The sequence below is a fragment of the Providencia sp. 21OH12SH02B-Prov genome, from assembly GCF_027362595.1.
GTDB lineage: Bacteria > Pseudomonadota > Gammaproteobacteria > Enterobacterales > Enterobacteriaceae > Providencia > Providencia zhejiangensis.
In genome coordinates, this window is the sequence record NZ_CP114796.1 from 2,690,801 (window position 1) to 2,710,910 (window position 20,110).

Here is a 20,110-nt window from a genome sequence, read left to right on the forward strand (position 1 = left end):
GTTCACCTTATTTGTCACTTTCGCCAAAGACACCACCACGCACTAATACCGCCATAACATAGTGTTCATCTTCAATGCGTGCCAACTTTTCACCACGAGCCCATTTATCAAAATGAGTATAAAAATCTTGTTTTGCTCCTGGTGTTCGATAAGCCCGACCAAGATTAGTCACCGCTCCATAAGGTTCAATAGCGATAGCACCACCACTATTCACGTCATCATGATAATCGGGATACCAAGTATCAATGGAACGTAATGCATTACCTATCTTTTGTGAGTGCATTGCGGCATGCCCATTCACATGGTAAAGAATTTTACTTTTACTCCCTTTACCTTTATCTAATACCAACTCTTCACTGGGATAAACTTCTTGAGATTGGCCTAACAGAGTATAAGTTGTTATTTCAAGAAGTAATGCTCCCTCACTGTTTGCTAAGGCAGCAGCAATTTTAGCGCCGAGTTCATTCACCTTTTCATCTTGCTGGTCAAAGCTACGAATGCTGTATTGCGTTGCATCAAAAGTCCATTGTTGCTCGAGACCTTCACTCAAGATTTTTACCTCAACCTCTATTTTTTCAGCGCCGACTCGGTTGCGCCATAAAAAACGTGCATTCGCAATATTATGGGCATAACGGCGGCCAAGTTCACGGAAGCCTTCTTTTTCAATATATTCTTTTGCCGCTTTTGTGTAGCTTTCTTTAAACAGTGCGTTATTACAAGCGGATGGCGTTTCTACCCCACCTAAGATTTTCAAGGTGAATTGATGTTTTAAGGTATCTTGCTGTGTACCTAATGCACAAGCATCGACCGTTTGTAAGTTCGCCTTTTCAACTTCAGCATTTAATTTTAGCGGATCGTTTTTGACAGGGCCTTTGAGACGATTTGAGATTGTTCCTCGGACCGATTTTTCTTGCAAAGCAAGCGGTATACACTCCGTTCTATTTTCCCAATTCGTACCATAAAAATACCCGTCCGATGGAACCAATTTTTTTTCAAATGCCAATACGGATGCTACATCATTATTCTTTGCCATTTTTACTCTCCGCGCGTAAAATATTGAGATTCAACTTGTTGACATAAATAGAGATTATTTTCTAAATCAGTGTGATATTCCCACAGCATTTCATTTAGATGGCCAATTTTGTTTACCATGACAAATTGTCCTAGCGTTACAACGCTTTCTGCAAACCGATGGGGAACATTGGGGTCACGCTGATTTTTAGCGATGCCTAAAGAGGAAATACCTTGATAACCCGTCGCGATGGGAACAATCCAACCATTCGTTTTACGTTGTGTTTTCCATTCAAACGACTTATCTTTTGATTCGTTTTTACTTTCTATTTCAATACATTGGTTATTAACTGTCACATAATCCAATAGTGCATCCATTGCATCTTGCCCCTCCTCCATTGAAGCCACCATTAAATCCCTACGTTCAACCAAGGCATAACCAGGCATTAAGCTATTGAGTAATTTACGCTTATAACTACCGTCCCTATCATTGGCAGGTAAATAATATATTTCAGGCTTTTTAGCCGATAAAATATCTCCACCCGCTAACTTCATAGTAGAAAGAATTTCAGTAACACGATGTACATTGGCGGTATCTAATAACACGTCACCTTGCTCGTTATCAGCATCAGAAAAGTGAATCACCAATGAAACATCTAAATGGCAGCGCGCTTCTTCAATAAATGCAGAGCGGTTACCCTCTTTATCCAGAGGATTACCCGTTCCTATAATTGAATTCACAAAGTCATCACGACCACGATATGTCTGTAAATTACACTCGTGACTAATCACAGCGATTGATTCAAACTCTAACGCCGAAAAACCAATTTTTCTTAATTTAAGTTCCAATGCATGCATAAACCCTAGCCACGCAGTCATTGCAGGAAATCCGATTGTAAATGGGCTTGATAATGCGTTGGCATTGTGCACTTTCAAATGTGGGAGCTTCAGTAAATTCATTGGCTTGTTCATCTCAGCAGCTCCTTATTTTTCGCAACAAGATCCTTAATGAAATTAAACTCATCATTACCTAAGAATAATGCTTTCTTGCCATTAACAACCTTATAGCCTGCTATAAATTGACGAGCGATTTCAGGAATTAATATTTCAAGCCAATCCTCCATATTATTTCGTTGCTCTTCAGTATCAGGGAATAGCCAGATTTGTTGGTACTTCGCAATATTCACAGGAAGAACGACTTTTTCTTGTTCTAATATACGGCGAATTTTCCACATCATGACGATGATATAATCCACATATTCTTGAATTCGGTTATCACGATATTCAGCAAAGTCGCTATTTCTTTTTTCTTTAGGAAGTGTGATTAATCCGTGAAATGCTTGAAATGTTTCCTTGCTATGCCATGGGTTTATCACATCAGTAAAGAAATTAGTTTTAGGCAAGCGCGTTTCGCGAATATTTAATACCGGAGGCAAAGAAGGCAATAGATGCGCTTTCCCTGCATTTTGGTTATTTAAAACGGAAATATTTTGTGGCTTAGTACCGCCAAAGCCGATCGTGGTGATCCCATAGATTTCTTTGAAGCCAATCTCACTATATTCCCTTTTACGTTTTAATTCCCGCAGCTCCTTGGTTTGCTCTGAAAAACGAATATCATCAATACGACGACGCATTTCAAATAATAATCCAGAAGGCGTCAAAGGTGAGAGTAGATGGTAATCATCTTCATCCGTCCAAACAGGAAAATAAACCTGTTTAATTTTTGAACTTGTCACAACTGAATCATCTGCTGCACTCATTGCTAAAAAACCTTCTCTTAATTGTTCGTAAGGCATCCCCTCGAAAGTAAGCAACGATTTAGCAAGTGAAGTTTCTGCTTCAATATGTGCCAACAGTGTTTTTCCATCATACATTTGTAAGGTCAAGAACTTATAAACATCTAATGCAGCAGCATTGCCTAATGCATCGGGTTCGACTTCCACATTACCTGAACGTAAAAAACCGTCATTAGCGGCCTTTGCATTAGCAATGATTGCACTCACAGAGCCATTTTTGTTTTTACGGGCGCTTGGATGGCTGAAAGTACAAGGATGAGTCGAAAGTGATATCTGTCCAGCACGTTTTGCAGCATTTGGTAACCACTGTGATAGCGCAAATACCTCCTCACACTTCTGCTTTATTTGACTAACCTCATCCTCACTCATTGATGCCTTTAAAGTCTTTTTAAGCCAACCTTCTTTACGTTCTTCAAAAAAGGCCTCTATTGCTGGATCTAACATATCTAGGGTCCTTGTGACTAAACTTATACATTAATCTAGCTGAACAAAACATTGACTCTTCATACCACAAATAACATAACCACCATGGTTTTCATCTATCTACATCGACTAATTTCATTCAGTTAAATGTAATTATTTATCATCTATATAACGCTTTTAGATTTACATCACCGTCCAACCTCGAATGATCAAAAGGTATCTTTTATCTTCATTATCTTATTACCGGATAGATCCCCATTTGGTCATCATAATGATAGATAACATCTCTATTCTGCTGTTTTAAAAATGTTAACTCACCATAAAACCGTGACAGTGAAGTCGCTTGTTTCCCATCTATTCCCTGCGATTGAATGGATTGTTCATAGTCCCGAACCAACCATAATCGTTTTTTTATCGACTCAGGAAATTTGTTGTAATAGATGCCATTTTGAGGCCCTACCGATATCCACCCACTTTCTCGAGTATATTCACTAAATTGTATTGTGCCTTTTGGTGATATTTCCAAAACAAGCCGAAAAGATGGCATTTGACTTCGAAAAGAGGCGAGTTGCTGGGACACTGCGGTCATCCACCAGCAACCATGGGTGTATCCCCAAATATGCGATGCCGCATTACGGGGTAACGTATGATAATTTTTACTTTGCGACCGTCTTTTTGTAGCCACCGGTTTTTCTACCTGTTTAGGAGGGAAAATATATTCAGTTTTAAGTGTATACTTGATTGCCGCATGCTCTAGACAAGCTAGATCCCTGTGCTTTTTATTTTCATAATTAGTTTGCTGTTGTATCCGTGGTGTCGCATCAACTGATTTGAGTAACTGTTGCTCATCAACAAGATCACAAAGGTTATGAGTAGATAAGCCAAGTCCAATATGATTATTTTCATAGCCAGGGCGAGAAAAAGGATTATCTATCCCACCTTCAAACCCTTTCTTGTTGTATTGTAGTAATGCGATGTTAGGCTGCTGAACTTCGCCTTCTCGATGTCGGCGAACACGCCCTGCCATTTGAATAACAGAACGATAAGATGATGGCTCTACAACTGCCCAATCAAAGTCATGGTCACGCCCTACTTCTTCCACCGGAGTTGCAACTAAAATAAATAGCAAATGCTGAGCTTTCCCTTCTATGCTCACATTTTCTAGATGCTGGCGAATAATTGGATTATTGAGAGCATTCGCCTCTTCTCCGACCTGCTCTTTACGTTTTAAAACGCTATCTAAATGTTGCTCCTGCTCATGACGTAGTAAAAGAACTTGCTGGCTGTGATAAGCCATGGTGCGAATTTCAACACCTTCAGGACATGCACATTCAAGTAAGAAACGTGTTAAATCAACGCAAGGTAAAATATTCGCAACACGTATCACACCAAATGAAACTTGAATACCCGTACGTTTATCGAGAAAGGCATGCTGGTCATGTTGAGCTAATGCTGCATTGAGGATGTGATTAAAATAACATTGTTGACTATCTTGAGTATTATCCTTCGGTGTAGGTACTATTAATGCTTTACGACGTGCAGGCTGTTGCGCTAACACATTGACTCTTCTCTTAATAAACTTGTCATGGTACTGCTGGTATAAATAAGGCGTATTGTCATCATTAGCGACTAATGTCGCCGCCAAGGTTGAAGATTGACATTTATCTTTTATTGAGTCGTATTCACCTTCATCCACCCATAGACAACCAACCTCTAAGGGCTGTTGACGGCTTTTAGCATAGGCATACCACCCAGACTGATACGCATGAAAGTAAGCTAACGCAGTATCTGGGGTTATCGTAGCAGAGGAGATCATGACTTTACGCCCTAATAGTCCAGCCATATAGATAAGACGCGCTACGGCTATCGAGTCACTATCAGTAAAGTCATCCACTTCATCAATGACAAGGTCTGAAGACATTAACCGCAAACAAGGTAAAATGTAGCGACCTCCACGAACTGTTTCAGTGGCTCCCATGATATGGTCAATAGTACAAGCTAAAACAGGTGCATAGAGTAGAGCCCGATCTTTTGCTCTAGTAAGCACCGTTGATAACAGTTCCTCAGGGAGAACTCCCTGCCATTTATCTTCTGCCCATCTCAGCTCTTCTTCATTTTCATCGAACAACATTTCTTGTGATTCAGAACCGGTTTGATAAGGCAATAAGTTATTCGAGTTGGTATTAAGCTGCGGCGATGAATCTTGATCATCGGCTTTTAAGTTATCGTCATTCTCTTTTGCTTGTTGGTGTAACTGAGCGACCGCTTTAGAGCCAATTAAAACCGCAATATCCCCCTCATTTAACCCAATACTATTTTTATCTTTATATTCATCCCCTGTTTGTAATGCTAACGTACGTAGCCCCAGCGCCAAAATAAACCGAAAACTTTGCTTATCTTCTGATAACGCTTGCATAATTTTGACATTCGCGCGTGTTTTACCACAGCCAGTACTCGCCATATTGACAATAAAATAACCTTTTATCTCATCATCGCGCTTTTTACGATATTGATAGATTGAATTAACTGCATCTTCTTGCCAGCTAAATTTCCCTTTACTGTTTTTATCATAAGCTAACTGAGGAATATCACTGACAGGAGATGGCTCGCTTTCAAAATAAGGTAACGTTTCTGCAATATCACCGGCTATTTCTGCTACTTTCACCAGATGTTCATCAAGTTTTTGTTTAAATTGGGGGATATGATTAATTTTATGGGTATTAGCATATAGCGCTATCTCACTGCGCCATTGAGGATCATTCCCTTTGGATGAGTAATTATGATCCCCCAACATTAAGCAAAGGCGCGCATGATGGGCAATCACTCTCCAACTTCCATCGGTCATTGCTTGTCGAAATAACGGTAATTGATTTTTTAGCTCATTTGCGACTTTCTGAACGGTGCGAATCCAAACAGTCGAGTGACTTAATAAGCCATTAGGGAACTCAAAACACATCTTAATACGTCGTTGAAATTGAGATATATCATCATTATTTTCATAACCCCAATTTTGCCTTATTTCAGTTAGTAACTGATTATGTGTATTAAGCGCTATGTCTTGCCAATTTTTAAGTTCTTGTTCATCAAGAAAAGGCAACCGATGATGAGATAATATCAACCATGCTAGCAAAGCTGCGGCATCAGGCAAATTAGCCAACGGTGATTGTAATAAATAATTTTCAGTTGCCCCTTGCTGTAATTGCAGTTCATCCCATTCATTCTTAATGAGGGTTTCAAGCCATTGCTCATCGCTCTCACCCCCTTGGTTTTTAACTAATAAACTAAACAATATTGTGGATACCCATTCATGACGAACAGGGTCACCTTTAAATGTCGTTTTAATTGCAGGATTGAGCTTATCTTGAAATAAGCGTGATGCTTTACCCCAGTCATGAAATAAAGCGGCTAATTTTGCAAAAGTACTAATTAAAGAAAGGTATTTCCAATCATTTTCATCTTCTCGCCCCAAAAATGATTTTTCAGTGCGATTTACTGGCACATATCCTTGTGAATTAAATTTATTTCGATTTCCAACAATCCAGAGAAGTTGCGAACGTGAGCGAGAGCGTATCCAGTGACAACTGACAGCAGTACTGCGACTCGCGCTTTGCTTCAACATTTTTTTTTACGGTAAGTAACCCTTCCTCCGTAATAAGCGTTTGCCATGTATTATCGCCAATACGATTGGCAAATGCGTCTAATACACGCCGAGTTCTTTTTAAAGCATGTTTTTCACATTGTGAAACAAAAGTCACCATCATAATTCTGACCTTTGTATGTGTTGCTGTGACCCCGCTTGTAATGCAATAGCTTTAACGGTATCAAACAGAAAATCTAAAGCGTGATTATCAATAAAAGACTGTAAAATTTGCTGACGAAATTCTTGTTCTGTAGCCCCTTCTTTAGCGCAAATAAATGCCCATGGCAGTACAATGGCATCTTTAATTAAATCTGCAATATCAAATATTAACGCACCACGGCGCGTTTTTCCATGCATCACTGCAAAGCCATGAGGGATCCCCAGAACCCATAAACAGCTTGCAGCTAAACCGTACGCTAAATAATTACCATGGTTTAAAAAAGTATTCGCTTTATCTATTGCTTGATGCTGACGGGTAAAATTGTTTTGCCCAGTATTATTTGCCGCATATTTATATAGCACTTTAGTCAACTGTGCTTCGATTAATAATAATATTTGTGTGTCATTGGCTTCATCAGTTCGCGTTTGAAAGGTTTTTAATGCGTTTTGAATAACTGTGTCGTCATAAATAAACCCTTCGCTTTTCAGTTCCCGAGAGTTTTGCCATATTTTCTGTAAATAGTTAATACGTGAACACTGTAACGTTTTCGCAGCGGATAAGCGTTTCTGTTCATCAAACCAAAAGCTCATCCAACCTTGTAAATATTCCGTTGGCCGATATTCGCTTTGTGGTGTAAACCACTCAACTTCGGTAGCCATATATAAAGGCGTTCCACCACCGCCGCAGAACCCCACCAGTACCCCTGCTTGTGATAACATTCTCATCGCCGCTTGAGTAATAGAGGTGCCGGTTCCTAATAGTAAAACCGTTGTGTTCGCTATCGGAATATTAAAGTAAAGATTTTCATTTTTTGCTTCAGTAAAATAGAGAACTCGCCCCTCTTTTTGCATCACTCGGCAATGCTCCAAGTAATACATATTGGCACGTTTAGAATGAAGGATTGTTTTTAAATCTGATGGAGAGAGATCATCCATGATAAGCCAACCTTCCGTTTGTTTTGATAAGCCATCTTGCTATATTAATACAATTTAACTTAGGCTGCGTCTACCGTTACGCCTTTAATTTCATAGTGTATAAGGTAATTTTGGGAAGCAGATCCCAATCCATATCATAAAAATAACTTATATGTTGTATTAAGACTAACAGATAATAATTTTTACAGTATTGCAGGCATATAGTGATAAGTGGATTTTGAGCCACTGATATAATCGCACACTAGTGACCTACGGCCTTCTAAACCGTAGGTCACATTTCTAAGCTGCCTATACGGCAGTGCACCAGCTGCGGCGAATGCGGGGCAGAACTGGTTTTTTCTAAGCTGCCTATACGGCAGTGCACCTTGTCGTAGTCAGGCTCAATGCCAAACGTTATTTCTAAGCTGCCTATACGGCAGTGCACTCGGGTATGTCACCGATCACATACGCTAAAAGTTTCTAAGCTGCCTATACGGCAGTGCACCGATTATTACTTTAGCGATGGGGTTTATGTATTTTCTAAGCTGCCTATACGGCAGTGCACACTATACTGGCACAAAATACTTCAATGAGCGATTTCTAAGCTGCCTATACGGCAGTGCACGAATAGTAAAATCCCAACTTGCATGAACTAGTTTTCTAAGCTGCCTATACGGCAGTGCACTATTATTTTGACTGAGCGTTTGACGAATAAACTTTCTAAGCTGCCTATACGGCAGTGCACTATAAATTATCAGCAAAAAATCTAAGTTCAACAATATATTACATCTGATTTTGTGGAAAATACCTTTTATTTTTTAATGACATATAACCAGTTGATTTTTAATAGAAACATTTCAGCAAGAAAAATAAAGGGGTAAAAAACACTGAACCTTATATAAACTTATATCATCCCCTCAAAAAAGATAGAAATACGTTAAGAATTTTCAATTTTGAATAACACACGCCCTTCTGCCAATTTTTCGATTTTCATCGGTTGCATAAGTCGGCTCGCTAAGTTAGCTATCAAAAGAATAGTCACCTACCGTAATTCTTTTGTCTCTTGTATTTAAACTCTACTAGATAAATACTTTTGTTTATGTGTAAAAGCAATCCATATCATCTTGTGAATAACCTCTTCATTAACAAATAGAAGCAATTTATCATCAGAAATAAAATATAATCACTGGAATACGAAGAGTATGCTTTTGAATATTAACAGTATTACGCTTCACAAAATATAAAAATAGGACATAAATGGTATATTCGCCTCTCTCCATCCCCCTATCCCCTCAAACACTCACGCTGACTCTATCATTTCTTCTTTAGCAACCATTAATTTCAGGCAGTGAGTTAGTATTGTTAGTATTGTTAGTATTGTTAGTATTGTTAGTATTGTTAGTATTGTTAGTAAAAATATATTACCTAGCAGAACATAAACCACCTTTATTTGTTAATAATGACTTTTGAAAAACATTTATTATAAAAGTAAAGTTGTTATTTTATAACTATCTAAATAATCGACCTTATATTCGCTATCGCCGATAGCTTACTCTAATATTAGATGACGACTCAAACGCTAGAATATAGCGTATTATTGCTAGTTTGAATTTAATTTATTATTGGTAGGAAAATTTTTCAGCACAGCCTCATAGAAAATTCGCACTATATCTTTACGTTCTACCAATATTGAATATTGGGAACGAGTGGAATTAATCTTACCTACAATAATGAGGTTACTATGAGCTCAAATGACATTACCAATACATCCCTTGTCGATGATGCAGCCACTATGCCTGATATATCCAATAAAAAAATCATGATGGGTTTTTGGCATAACTGGGCCGCAGGGACTAGTGATGGTTATCAACAAGGCCAATTCACCAACATGGATCTAACTGATATTCCCGTAGAATATAACGTTGTCGCCGTCGCCTTCATGAAGGGAGAAGGCATTCCAACCTTCAAGCCTTATAATCTGACTGACACCGAATTTCGTCGTCAAGTCGGCGTACTAAATAGCCAAGGTCGTGCGGTGTTGATCTCTCTCGGTGGCGCAGATGCACATATCGCGTTGACATCTGGCGATGAAGACAAGCTGACTAATGAAATTATCCGTTTGGTAGAAGTCTACGGTTTCGATGGTCTGGATATCGATTTAGAACAGGCTGCCATTGGTGCTGCCAATAATAAAACTGTTTTACCTGCCGCGTTGAAAAAAGTAAAAGCACATTATGCGGCAGAAGGTAAAAACTTTATTATTAGTATGGCGCCTGAATTTCCTTATTTACGTATTAATGGTACTTATCTTGACTATATTACCGCGCTCGAAGGCTATTATGATTTCATCGCACCGCAATATTATAACCAAGGTGGTGACGGTATCTGGGTCGATCAAACAACAGCTGGTACAGGTGCTTGGCTCGCTCAAAATAACGACGCCATGAAGGAAGATTTTCTGTATTACCTCACCGAAAGTTTAGTAACGGGTACTCGCGGCTACACTAAGATCCCAGCGTCAAAATTTGTTATTGGCTTACCAAGTAATAATGATGCCGCTGGTAGCGGTTATGTCGTCGATAAGCAAGCAGTTTATAACGCTTTTTCACGTCTTGATGCTCAAAACCTATCCATCAAAGGCTTAATGACTTGGTCAGTGAACTGGGACAATGGAAAAAGTAAGGCTGGCGTAGCGTATAACTGGGAATTTAAAACTCGTTACGCTGCACTACTCTGAATAAATAGCTCTCGAAACTAGCAAGCTAGCTGCCAAATAATGTATTTGATACTTATCAATATAACATTCCCTCGCCTCCGGCCATTCGGAGGCGAGTCATTTTTGCTTTCGCTTAACTAGCATCATAGACCAGACCACATCAGCAAATACAACCAACCTGATAGGGTTTATCTCTCTTCTTTGAGAGCTAATTTTTTAGTCATTCTCTTGCTACCCGTTAATTTTTCATGATGAAAGAGATTAAGCTAAATGAATAACTCAACTCTTTCATCCTAATGTCATCAGTGCACAGAACAGAAATGCTCGATAGATAACTCATCGACTCTGGCGCCATCTAAGTTTGCCCAGAATGCGATTGTTGAGAGAACATCTTTTTCACTTGTTGCAATAAAAAGAGTTATGAAAGATTTTTCGTTCCATAAACCGCTAGCTTTATAAACCGACTTTTTCATTTTCACTCCAACTCACTACATTCAATAACCTTATGACAAAACGGCTGTCTATCCGCTATAAAATATGTAGTTATATGATGGGAGCGATTTTACTTTTTCCAAGTGTATCGTCAGTCATATTCTCATAACCTATTGCTGATAACTCACCAACCTCTAGAACATGTCCCATGCCGCATTAGCGATTTTTCAATTTTTTCTCTGTAAACGCATCAAACTTTTAAGATATCGAACAAACTGGCTAGCTAATAATCAAATTATTTCTAGTTATAATGTATGTTTGATTTATTTGAATGGCATGCAGGGCTATGAACTGTAATTTGTCTCATACCGCTATGGCGAAGTGAGCCGCCTTGATGCCTATCTCAACCGATAAACTCAATGTACCTCCATAGTAGATTTAATCCCACTAACCAAAAACCAAAGAGGAAGCTGGAAACAGCTCATCTAATTAGATTTTTAACGTTTCATGTTTTGAAGGTGAAACGAATATTAGGCCTATCAGGCATTATTGATGAGAAACAATGTCTTTCTAACCACAAACGTCATCAAAAACAACTTAGTTTGCTCGAAGAGCACTGCTCCTGAAGCGGTTGGAGAGAAAACCATTCATGAATGGTTAAGTGAGTAGCGAAAGAGGATTTCAATGACAAAAAAGCCACCTAAAAGGTCGCTCTTTCTTTCCTAACCCTTTATTATTAAAAGCTATTTTATTTGACACACAAGACAGGAGAAGTCCCTTCACGACTTTGCATCAAGAGATTTTAAATTCACTTTTAACTGTATATTTCAAATAATGATATAACGCTTTCACTACAATCATTTAACTTAATAAATAATTAAATCAATAGGATAGTAAAACACTATAACAACAACTCTGAAAGGTTATTACGCCCATACACAAGTGGCTGCTTATTTCTCGTAAAAGTTTTATTTGCCGTCATTGGTTATGCTTTTTGATTATGCTTTTTAATTATGTCGCAATTTTCATCATCTAACTTGTATATTGAGCCATAGCCTTGATCACAGAGGTCTTGTAGAAATATCAACGCTTTTTTAGCATACTCATAACTTTTAGGATCAAGCTCAATTAATAGTTTTTTGATCATTTCTCTTTTTTCTCGTTCTGACTGATCAAAATTTAATATCCTGAGTTCTTTTTCTGGAACCGTTTCTATTTCATATATACCAATCGCTTGCGCCATGATAACCTTTTTTAAAAGAGGCGTGTTCAAGTCTTGATTCTCGCGAAAAAAATCATCAAATTTAAGATTTTCAGCGCTAGCCAGTCCTGACGTTAATAATAAGATATACATGAACTTCTTAAACATACTAAGGTACCTTTATTTATTTTCTGAATATCTATTTTCCTTTTTATTCTCTAATAACACAAACATTTTCATTAACCACCGATGGCTACCACTTTTTGCATTTTATTTCAGTAAATTATCATCATCAGTAATATTCCTATTTTACCCATTTTATATTCCGTCACCCAAACACTTAAGGTGAAAAATATTTTTAGAAAAGCCAAATAGTCAGGCTAAATAACTAGACGGCTATGACTATAAATGAGCGATGATAGATAAAGACCTTTTCAAGCAAAAATCACTACCAGAAGCTGCAACTGATAAAAAAGGTGATAAGCACTTTAGAAAACGCAATGATTGGCATTAGAACCGTGTAGGAATATGAGTATCTAATTCAAAGAATCACTAAAACAGTTAGCCCCATATATCGTTTCGTTAACTAAGCGTATAATTGACACATTATTCAATAATTAAATGGATGTTTTTTGAAAAAATTAAGTCACTGGCTGACTAATAAGACAAATACAACATAGGAAAAATGAGAACTATAGCTAATCAGGATGGTACATAGTGTTAAAATTAACTTACGGCTGCCCTAGAAAGGTTGATAAGGTTACTGTTACTGCAAAAAAACACATTTTACTGATATATTTTGAAAATCTTTTCATCATATGACCTCCCATTGAATTCAGTTCGTTAGCACTATTATTTTCAGATATCATTTCAAAGATTACAGCTACGACTAAAGCAATGCCGAAGATTATACAAAATAAGATAGAGTCAGTTATTATCACTTTTACTAGAACTCCGGCCGCAGCCGTAAATTAACTTAGCAATGCTTATTATACATTACTAAGCCGCTTTTATAAACAATGCATGACACGCTGTCATTTCGCCTCTCCTCTTTTCAATTCAACTACTATTTAAATAAAAATCGAGAAAATTTAAGTTAAACTCATTTCTTTAGTAAAAGAGCTTTCTTTATCCCCGATGTTTTATTGATAAAAATGACATTACCTGCTCCTCGTTTTCATAAAGATGTTTTAAAAATGGAAACAGTTAATAAAGAACTTCTTTAGTCTTTTATACATTAACAGATAGCTAAAGATTGATTGAAACAACTGGAAAAGCATTTTTATGGTAACCCTGAAACATAGGAATTAGGCCATAAAAAACACTTTATGTGATTTGAAAATGCGCCAACTACTCCCGTTGGCGCTTTATACTGAAGCTTATATCAGTTTACAATCAACCGACCATATAATGGCTGAACGGGCCGATTGTTTGAATGCCCCAAGGCTTGTTGAAATTTCTTTATTTATTCTTTTGATGCTTTTATCGGCTGTTTCATCACTAACCATACCACGCCTTCAGTACACGGTGGTGTCGTTAAAGAACCGCTAAAACGATAATAGCTTTTGTCTTCTGGATAAAGAGCAGCTAAGTTAATATTTGTACCTAACTCTTTTTCCTGATTTTTTTCTTCCGGTATATTACTCAACACTTGCTCGATGGCAGGATTCTCATCACCTTCCTCTAACATAATTGCGAGTACAGCAACTCCACCATCATTTTTGGAATGAACAAAATGCAACTCCAATGGATATTGCTTACCTTTTATTTCATTTTCGCTTGGGCTATGAAAGTGAAATTGTTTTAATTGGTAAGTTGCTCCATCAATAGAAAAGTCATCATCATCATTAACATTGATTTGTATTGAGTGCCCATTATTGATGATTTTTTGTGCGTGGGTATGTATGTTTATAGATAATGGCTTTAATTTGCCATCAATGACCTTATCAATATTAATCGGGGATTGGTTAAATCCATTTTCACAAACTTTGAATTCGTCGCTCAGCTTCCCCCAATTTTCAGGTGCTCCACTACCTTCGTAAGTCCATAATGAATTAGCTTGTGATGAAAAAGCGAGAGTAGCTAAGATATATAACATAGCCTTATTGTAACTCATGTGATAGTAACTCAAGTTGTCAATGTGAGTTCTAAAGCTACACCTTGGCTTACACAAATATCATTAGGATTTATCTTATAATAACAATTAATAGCACATCTTATCTAAAATAAAACATACTATATTCCATTATATCTACCCTCAGTTGCAGATTGTTGTGCACCTTTAATGGCAGTAATAATGTCATCTGTTGGGAACCGAACACGATCAGATGCTCCACCGGCTTGGCGTGTATCAGACTCAAAAATCTGAACAGAATAGATCCATTAATGATGTCACGCCTCCTTTAGAGATAAAAAAACCGCCAATTAGGTGGTCTAAATTATGATGGAGATATCATTACTGCTGGTATTTTGACTCACAACCACCTCTCCTAAATAGAAAAAGGCTACACAATGTGTAGCCTTTGCGTAATTTTTTGAATAAAAAGGAAAAGCTACTGATAGAAGATAATCAACGTACAACCCCCCACAAACAAAGCAACGGTACCATGTAAAAATGTGGCTATCATTGCCTTTTCAGTATTAACATGACTCTTTTTCCTGTTATCTAACCACTCATTTATAGCAATTATGAAACAAAAAAAGCAATAAACGCCAGCACCAAAAATAATAAATACCATCGACAACCCTCTGGAAAGGGTTGACCATCCTCCATAGTGACTATGTGGGTTAACATGATTGATGATCAATGCAATGATGAATACGATAAGCCCGAACCAGAATGCATTTAAAATTCCTTTTCCAACTACTTTATATTCTACTTTTTCCGTACTCATATATTTTCACTTTCATTGAAATTTAGGTTAAGTACACTATAGTTCTAAATTTTAAAAAGGAAAATAGTTAATAGCAAAATATAGCGGTTGTGTCTTTTATTCATGCATGATAGAACACAGTCACTTAAATGGGATTTACTATGCTTGATGGTATTGTTCAATTATTAGTCGCCGCCCCTATAATTGGGTTTGCGATCTCATTCATAATTATTATTTCGTCCAGCCAAAGCAAAGGAACTTTCGGTATATCTGTTGGTGTAATACTCGCATTTCTTTCATTTATGTTGCTCATGTGGACCTCTAAATTCTACTGATATTTAGCCAATTAGCTTTGGCATTCTCCACAACGAAAAGGTAGTTCCCAGTTTTTCGAATGGATTTCAAGAGCAGCAGGCCTACTACTTAAAGTTACCTTATCGTTATAGAAAATAGCTACACTTTCGCAGTAACCTTCCTCATGACATTGAGTTCACCATACCAGTTCATCTCAGCTCCCCTTTGGATCTAACCAATGCATACTTGGCTATCATGCTTCCTCACAGGTGCCCGTAGCCACCCACGCGCTTTATTTGCTAACATGGCTTTTTTCACAGCATCATCATATTCGACCGCATCACGCCACTGGTAATTGAAGCCAAAGCCCCAACAGCGACGACAGCATAAGCGACGGTATTCAGTTAGCTCATTAACGTCTGCGGTCGCAATATCCCACCACATTTTTAATACGGCATCTTGGGTTATTTCTGTTCTGCGTTCTCGTTCTGCTAGCGCGTCTCTTATTGCTCGATTGACCTCAATATTTCTATATATCTGACTTGCGCTAGCGTAGGCATTATGGCCATCACATTTACCACCAGCTCTTTTATATGCAGCCGTTCGATTTAAGTCGATAAGATACTCATTGACGAAACGAAATTGTAGGTCTGTAAGCTTGTAGTTGCGCAGGTTAAACGTGTTTTCATCATCGTGCGCATTATCTTGTTCACTACTCTGCGCAGTTGGTATATCACTATCGTGTATCGGCTCTTTTGCGCATTCTTTTTCGTGCGCAGTGCGCAATTTCTTTTGCGCAGTTTTTTGCGCAGATTGCGCAGCTGGCTTTTTAATATATCGCCTTGCTGTTGCGTAATTGAGTCCCTGGTCTTCACACCACTCTTTAGGGGATATTCCTGATATAGCATGTTCGGTGAGGAACTGTTGCTGTAGCGTCCCCCAATCCGGTTTAGCCATTGTGTTTATCTCCTTAGCCTATTAAAAAGCCCACTAGTTCTTTTAAGGTAAGCTTTATGATAGTTTTGATAATTTCCTCTAAAACTATATATTGTTATTAGATTTAGAACTTTCCCTACTCGTAAGTTAATACCATAAGGACACTAATGAATGTCTAAATTTCAATGTAGTTGTGGTCACATAATTAGGGATAATACTGATTACCTCAGTTACAAGGCTCATTACATAGCTGACCAAGACTTGTACGACTTTATTGACGAGCTAGAAGAAGGCTCCAAAGATAACTTTGCTTCTATATTATTCAAATATATTAGAGATATATATCAATGTACCCATTGCAATAATATATTCCTTTTTAAAGGTAATTTTTTTTATGAATTTAAGCCAATAAAAGAAAATAGTCATAGCTTATTAATGTCTAAAAAAAATGAGAAGTGGTCAGGTATTTTAAGAGGGCATTTCATCCAAGGTAAAGGAGAAATCTACTGGGAAACAAACCAACAACAAGATTTCCTCACTGGTCTTTCTCGCGAACAAGTAGAGCTTACTTACTATCAGAAATTTAATGAATTACTGTCCCTTGGAATATTAAGAGACGCATTCCTAAATGTTGATGGTGTTATGATCCATAAATATGAAAATTAACTAATTCACCAGATACACTCTGTTCTTATAGAGCTCTGCAATCCTTTAATCATTTGCTCTGATTCTGCAATTCGCTCTCTGAGTAACCAATAATTTCGAATAGCGGTGTTAGTAGATCTGGGGGTGATTGCATCATCCAAGCCGTTGGCGGTGGTGCTTTCAGCTTTTTACAACTGGCTTGAATGTACACCCGTTCAGGATGACGCTCAGAAGCAATACTGTAGATGTTTATTGTCATACTCGTTGTTGTTCAATTTCACGTATTGCTTTCTTACATAAAAAAACACCAATAACTAGTTGATAGCTATTAGTATTTAACTTATGTACAATTAGTTGCAATTAACCAAGTAAAGAGCGCTAATTATGAATGAATATCACATGACAGGGATTGTAATTGAATTTATGTTAATCATGTGCACATACTATTGCTTCAAAGATATAAAAGAAGCATCCCCATCGGGAGCAGCATTTAGAACGCTAATTGGTGTCGTTTTTTTTCTTGCTTCAGCATATGGTGCAATGCTGCTTTTCATCACTCTTATTATTTAACCTCAGTAACACATATTGCTTTCTTATCTAAAATATCCACTTGCAGAGATAAATCAGGCCTTCGATTATTACCCATCCAAGCACAGCACATACAATGCCTAGGACAAGGAAAGCTGATGCGTATGAATCATTACCAAATATTAACAGCCCTCTAATAACACTCCGTTCTAATGTAATCTTGCAAGCCAAGTATCATTTGCTCTGATTCTGCAATTCGCTCTCTGAGTAACCAATAATTTCGAATAGCGGTGTTAGTAGATCTGGGGATGATTGCATCATCCAAGCCGTTGGCGGTGGTGCTTTCGGCTTTTTACAACTGGCTTGAATGTACACCCGTTCAGGATTACGCTCAGAAGCAATACGCAACTGGTCAATTTCAGTTTTTACATTTGTTAGCTCTTGGGGATGTTTAGTGTCGAGTTTGTGAAGGGAGTTAATGCGCTTTTCGTAGTTTTTAATGCTATCAAAGAGTTCTGAATTTTCTTTTTTCAGTAGCTTGTTGCTATCGAGAACAGTAACAACCACCCCAACCCTACCACCATGATAAATAGCCAAAATGACTTATCGAATTTCATTACAAACCCTCAATAAACATTAAGCCGGATATGATTTATGTGTTAATTGGGAATGAGGACCATCTTTAAAGCTTTTCCAGTTTCTGCCCCACTCAACATCGATACCAAGCTCTTTACCAGCTTGAAGTACTGCATCCGCAACTAACCTGAACTTAGATCAGTCTTTCCATGGGAATATCACGATTAACTAACGGCGCACAATTTGCAGCATGCTCCGTTAAGTGCCGACTATTCATCGTCTGACTCTCACCAATTGCGACTAAATCACGCTGACGAGTTTCGTTACGCTTGCCTTCGATGACCATAAAATCAATATCGGTTAACTCGAGCACTCGCCGTATTACTTTCACTAAATCAGGATGAATGCCGCGCAAGTTCTCTTCGCTGCGTTTACTGAATACATATTTCGACATTACCTATTTACTCCAAACTTATTTTTAATAAACATGAATACGGCATCGATAATCCGACTTAACTTTTTGGTACCAAGAAAACCCACCATGGCGCCACAGAACTCAGCTAATGATGACCACGAGTCAGAGAAGCCCATGTAAATAAGGCCCCATTCAAGGGTTCGAATAGCACCGACGGTTAGCACACCACAAAGCACAGCTTCTGCAAATGATTGGCGTGTAGTGTTTCCTTCGCGGCGCTCACGAACAAATGCAATGAAGGTCGCTAGCGTTACACCACTTAAAAAAGCAAATTGATTTGTACCCAACACAAGATTTGCGCCCAGATATCGAGATTTTTATCAGGCATACGCATACGCACCCCCATTGGTGTGTCCGATATTTAGTTAATAGATAGCCGCGCACAGCTCTTGCGTTAATTAAGTGTATGTGATTAGAATTCTGTGGCGGCGTATACGAAAAAAGACCGCCTAAGCGATCTTCTGAATGATTCTTTTTCAACTTATATGTATGATTATCTTGCAAACATACATAAAAAAATACAAATGGAATTATATGGAACTTTCAACGCTACTTCTTTTTATCCCAGCCTGCTTTGCTTTAAATCTCGCACCGGGACCAAACAACCTGCTTTCAATTAGCAATGCAGCATACTATGGATTCACTCGTTCATGCGTCGGAGGTCTCGGCAGGTTGCTCGCGTTTGTGGTTATGATTGTCCTAGCTTCGTTTGGACTAGCTGTTGTATTACAAACATCAGAAGTCATTTTCAGTACAATCAAATTTGCTGGAGTGGCTTACCTTCTGTGGCTAGCATACCAATTATGGAAATCCCCAACCTCAGAATTCAGTATCACCGAATCCAAGACAGATACATCCATATTTAAATTAGCAAAACAGGAGTTTTTTGTTGCGGGAGGAAACCCAAAGGCAATCCTAATATTCACAGCCTTTCTTCCTCAGTTTATTGACCCACAAATTGAGGCTGGCCAACAATTTTTAGTGCTTGGTTCACTATTTTTACTTCTTGAATTCATCGCGATCATGTTGTACGCCTTGTTGGGTTTACACATGAAAAAATTACTCAATAAACCAAAGGCTAAGACTATCTTTAATCGAACTTGTTCCGGCCTTTTAGCAGGTGCTGGAGTAATGCTTTTACTTTCCCCAAAAAGCAATTCCTTAACAACGAATATGTGACCTGTAAGGATTACTTACAGGTTGAATATAAATAAGAGTTTCATCTTTACCGAAAACTTAAAAATTGAGGTAAGAGTTAAAAACCTCGAATTCGGGGTAATTAAAATAGAAGGGACACCAGTTATCCGTCGGCCAAAACATCATCTGGTGTCCCTAATTACACAGCTCTCCACAATGAGAGCCCTACTCGCTTTAATGCCGCTATATGAAAGATAGAAGCTGGCAAATAGAGTTTTCATTGTCTAGAAAGTAAAAAACCACAATTAGCGAGGCCTTAAATTCATTTCCTGCTTTGCGTTTAAAGCTTCACT

At 38.0% G+C, this 20,110-nt stretch carries 15 protein-coding genes, 4 pseudogenes and 1 CRISPR repeat array; of the genes and pseudogenes, 3 read left to right on the top strand and 16 right to left on the bottom strand.

What is annotated here, in order from left to right; genetic code table 11:
* Nucleotides 1–7: 7 nt before the first annotated feature.
* The 6 genes from csy3 to cas1f form a co-directional block, all read right to left on the bottom strand.
* A complete protein-coding gene (gene csy3 / locus O7C57_RS12710) occupies nt 8–1,033 on the bottom strand; it encodes a type I-F CRISPR-associated protein Csy3 (RefSeq protein ID WP_247047992.1) in 1,026 nt (341 codons plus the stop codon).
* 2 nt (nt 1,034–1,035) lie between these two features.
* Nucleotides 1,036–1,983: a type I-F CRISPR-associated protein Csy2 gene (gene csy2 / locus O7C57_RS12715; RefSeq protein WP_247047990.1), complete on the bottom strand. Its 948-nt coding sequence runs from the start codon at nt 1,981–1,983 to the stop codon at nt 1,036–1,038.
* Nucleotides 1,980–3,251: a type I-F CRISPR-associated protein Csy1 gene (gene csy1 / locus O7C57_RS12720; RefSeq protein ID WP_269723204.1), complete on the bottom strand. Its 1,272-nt coding sequence runs from the start codon at nt 3,249–3,251 to the stop codon at nt 1,980–1,982. Before csy1 ends, csy2 begins: the two co-directional genes overlap by 4 nt.
* A gap of 211 nt (nt 3,252–3,462) precedes the next feature.
* Nucleotides 3,463–6,849 (bottom strand): type I-F CRISPR-associated helicase Cas3f, encoded by a 3,387-nt coding sequence (gene cas3f, locus O7C57_RS12725; RefSeq protein WP_269723205.1) that lies wholly within the window; start codon nt 6,847–6,849, stop codon nt 3,463–3,465.
* On the bottom strand, nt 6,749–6,991 hold the full coding sequence (locus tag O7C57_RS21650; protein ID WP_269724008.1) for a hypothetical protein: 243 nt from the start codon (nt 6,989–6,991) through the stop codon (nt 6,749–6,751). Before O7C57_RS21650 ends, cas3f begins: the two co-directional genes overlap by 101 nt.
* Complete coding sequence (gene cas1f / locus O7C57_RS12735; RefSeq protein ID WP_154623414.1) at nt 6,988–7,965, bottom strand: type I-F CRISPR-associated endonuclease Cas1f; 978 nt, start codon at nt 7,963–7,965, stop codon at nt 6,988–6,990. Before cas1f ends, O7C57_RS21650 begins: the two co-directional genes overlap by 4 nt.
* A 276-nt stretch (nt 7,966–8,241) precedes the next feature.
* Nucleotides 8,242–8,689: a CRISPR direct-repeat array (repeat unit 28 nt; unit sequence TTTCTAAGCTGCCTATACGGCAGTGCAC).
* A 996-nt stretch (nt 8,690–9,685) separates the two neighbouring features.
* Between cas1f and O7C57_RS12740 the strand changes: the two are divergent.
* Nucleotides 9,686–10,678 (top strand): annotated as a pseudogene (locus O7C57_RS12740) (chitinase); the annotation flags it as partial.
* A gap of 284 nt (nt 10,679–10,962) precedes the next feature.
* On the opposite strand, the gene O7C57_RS12745 reads toward O7C57_RS12740, so the two are convergent.
* The 5 genes and pseudogenes from O7C57_RS12745 to O7C57_RS12765 all read right to left on the bottom strand — a co-directional run.
* Complete coding sequence (locus O7C57_RS12745) at nt 10,963–11,133, bottom strand: hypothetical protein (protein ID WP_167520921.1); 171 nt, start codon at nt 11,131–11,133, stop codon at nt 10,963–10,965.
* A 944-nt stretch (nt 11,134–12,077) separates the two neighbouring features.
* On the bottom strand, nt 12,078–12,446 hold the full coding sequence (locus O7C57_RS12750) for a hypothetical protein (RefSeq protein ID WP_154622959.1): 369 nt from the start codon (nt 12,444–12,446) through the stop codon (nt 12,078–12,080).
* Nucleotides 12,447–13,758: 1,312 nt separating this feature from the next.
* Entirely contained in the window at nt 13,759–14,409 is a 651-nt protein-coding gene (locus O7C57_RS12755) for a carbonic anhydrase (protein ID WP_269723206.1), read from the bottom strand.
* A gap of 436 nt (nt 14,410–14,845) precedes the next feature.
* Nucleotides 14,846–15,187, bottom strand: a complete 342-nt coding sequence (locus tag O7C57_RS12760) for a hypothetical protein (protein ID WP_154623575.1) — start codon at nt 15,185–15,187, stop codon at nt 14,846–14,848.
* Between the two features lie 564 nt (nt 15,188–15,751).
* Nucleotides 15,752–16,417, bottom strand: a pseudogene (locus O7C57_RS12765) (terminase small subunit); the annotation flags it as partial.
* A gap of 150 nt (nt 16,418–16,567) precedes the next feature.
* Between O7C57_RS12765 and O7C57_RS12770 the strand changes: the two are divergent.
* Nucleotides 16,568–17,062, top strand: a complete 495-nt coding sequence (locus O7C57_RS12770; protein WP_154635773.1) for a hypothetical protein — start codon at nt 16,568–16,570, stop codon at nt 17,060–17,062.
* A gap of 5 nt (nt 17,063–17,067) precedes the next feature.
* On the opposite strand, the gene O7C57_RS12775 is transcribed toward O7C57_RS12770, so the two are convergent.
* The 5 genes and pseudogenes from O7C57_RS12775 to O7C57_RS12795 form a co-directional block, all read right to left on the bottom strand.
* Entirely contained in the window at nt 17,068–17,202 is a 135-nt protein-coding gene (locus tag O7C57_RS12775; protein WP_336298468.1) for a lysis system i-spanin subunit Rz, read from the bottom strand.
* Nucleotides 17,181–17,300: pseudogene (locus O7C57_RS21655) on the bottom strand (hypothetical protein); the annotation flags it as partial. The pseudogene O7C57_RS21655 and the gene O7C57_RS12775, both read right to left, overlap by 22 nt.
* A 503-nt stretch (nt 17,301–17,803) precedes the next feature.
* Nucleotides 17,804–18,166 carry a lysis system i-spanin subunit Rz gene (locus O7C57_RS21665; protein ID WP_425476426.1) on the bottom strand — a complete coding sequence of 121 codons (363 nt, stop codon included), beginning with the start codon at nt 18,164–18,166 and terminating at the stop codon, nt 17,804–17,806.
* 39 nt (nt 18,167–18,205) lie between these two features.
* Nucleotides 18,206–18,599 (bottom strand): annotated as a pseudogene (locus O7C57_RS12790) (M15 family metallopeptidase).
* Nucleotides 18,599–18,910 (bottom strand): phage holin family protein, encoded by a 312-nt coding sequence (locus O7C57_RS12795; RefSeq protein WP_269723207.1) that lies wholly within the window; start codon nt 18,908–18,910, stop codon nt 18,599–18,601. The pseudogene O7C57_RS12790 and the gene O7C57_RS12795 overlap by 1 nt, the downstream one beginning before the upstream one ends.
* 244 nt (nt 18,911–19,154) lie before the next feature.
* Here O7C57_RS12795 and O7C57_RS12800 point away from each other — a divergent pair, with 244 nt between their 5' ends.
* Entirely contained in the window at nt 19,155–19,799 is a 645-nt protein-coding gene (locus O7C57_RS12800; RefSeq protein ID WP_154624763.1) for a LysE family translocator, read from the top strand.
* Nucleotides 19,800–20,110: the final 311 nt, after the last annotated feature.

Coding starts and splice junctions, on each gene's coding strand:
- csy2 (WP_247047990.1), bottom strand. CDS start 1,983: ATGAACAAGCCAATGAATTTACTGAAGCTCCCACATTTGAAAGTGCAC.
- O7C57_RS12755 (WP_269723206.1), bottom strand. CDS start 14,409: ATGAGTTACAATAAGGCTATGTTATATATCTTAGCTACTCTCGCTTTT.
- csy1 (WP_269723204.1), bottom strand. CDS start 3,251: ATGTTAGATCCAGCAATAGAGGCCTTTTTTGAAGAACGTAAAGAAGGT.
- cas3f (WP_269723205.1), bottom strand. CDS start 6,849: ATGTTGAAGCAAAGCGCGAGTCGCAGTACTGCTGTCAGTTGTCACTGG.
- O7C57_RS12770 (WP_154635773.1), top strand. CDS start 16,568: ATGTCTAAATTTCAATGTAGTTGTGGTCACATAATTAGGGATAATACT.
- O7C57_RS12745 (WP_167520921.1), bottom strand. CDS start 11,133: ATGAAAAAGTCGGTTTATAAAGCTAGCGGTTTATGGAACGAAAAATCT.
- cas1f (WP_154623414.1), bottom strand. CDS start 7,965: ATGGATGATCTCTCTCCATCAGATTTAAAAACAATCCTTCATTCTAAA.
- csy3 (WP_247047992.1), bottom strand. CDS start 1,033: ATGGCAAAGAATAATGATGTAGCATCCGTATTGGCATTTGAAAAAAAA.
- O7C57_RS12800 (WP_154624763.1), top strand. CDS start 19,155: ATGGAACTTTCAACGCTACTTCTTTTTATCCCAGCCTGCTTTGCTTTA.
- O7C57_RS12750 (WP_154622959.1), bottom strand. CDS start 12,446: ATGTATATCTTATTATTAACGTCAGGACTGGCTAGCGCTGAAAATCTT.
- O7C57_RS12760 (WP_154623575.1), bottom strand. CDS start 15,187: ATGAGTACGGAAAAAGTAGAATATAAAGTAGTTGGAAAAGGAATTTTA.
- O7C57_RS21650 (WP_269724008.1), bottom strand. CDS start 6,991: ATGATGGTGACTTTTGTTTCACAATGTGAAAAACATGCTTTAAAAAGA.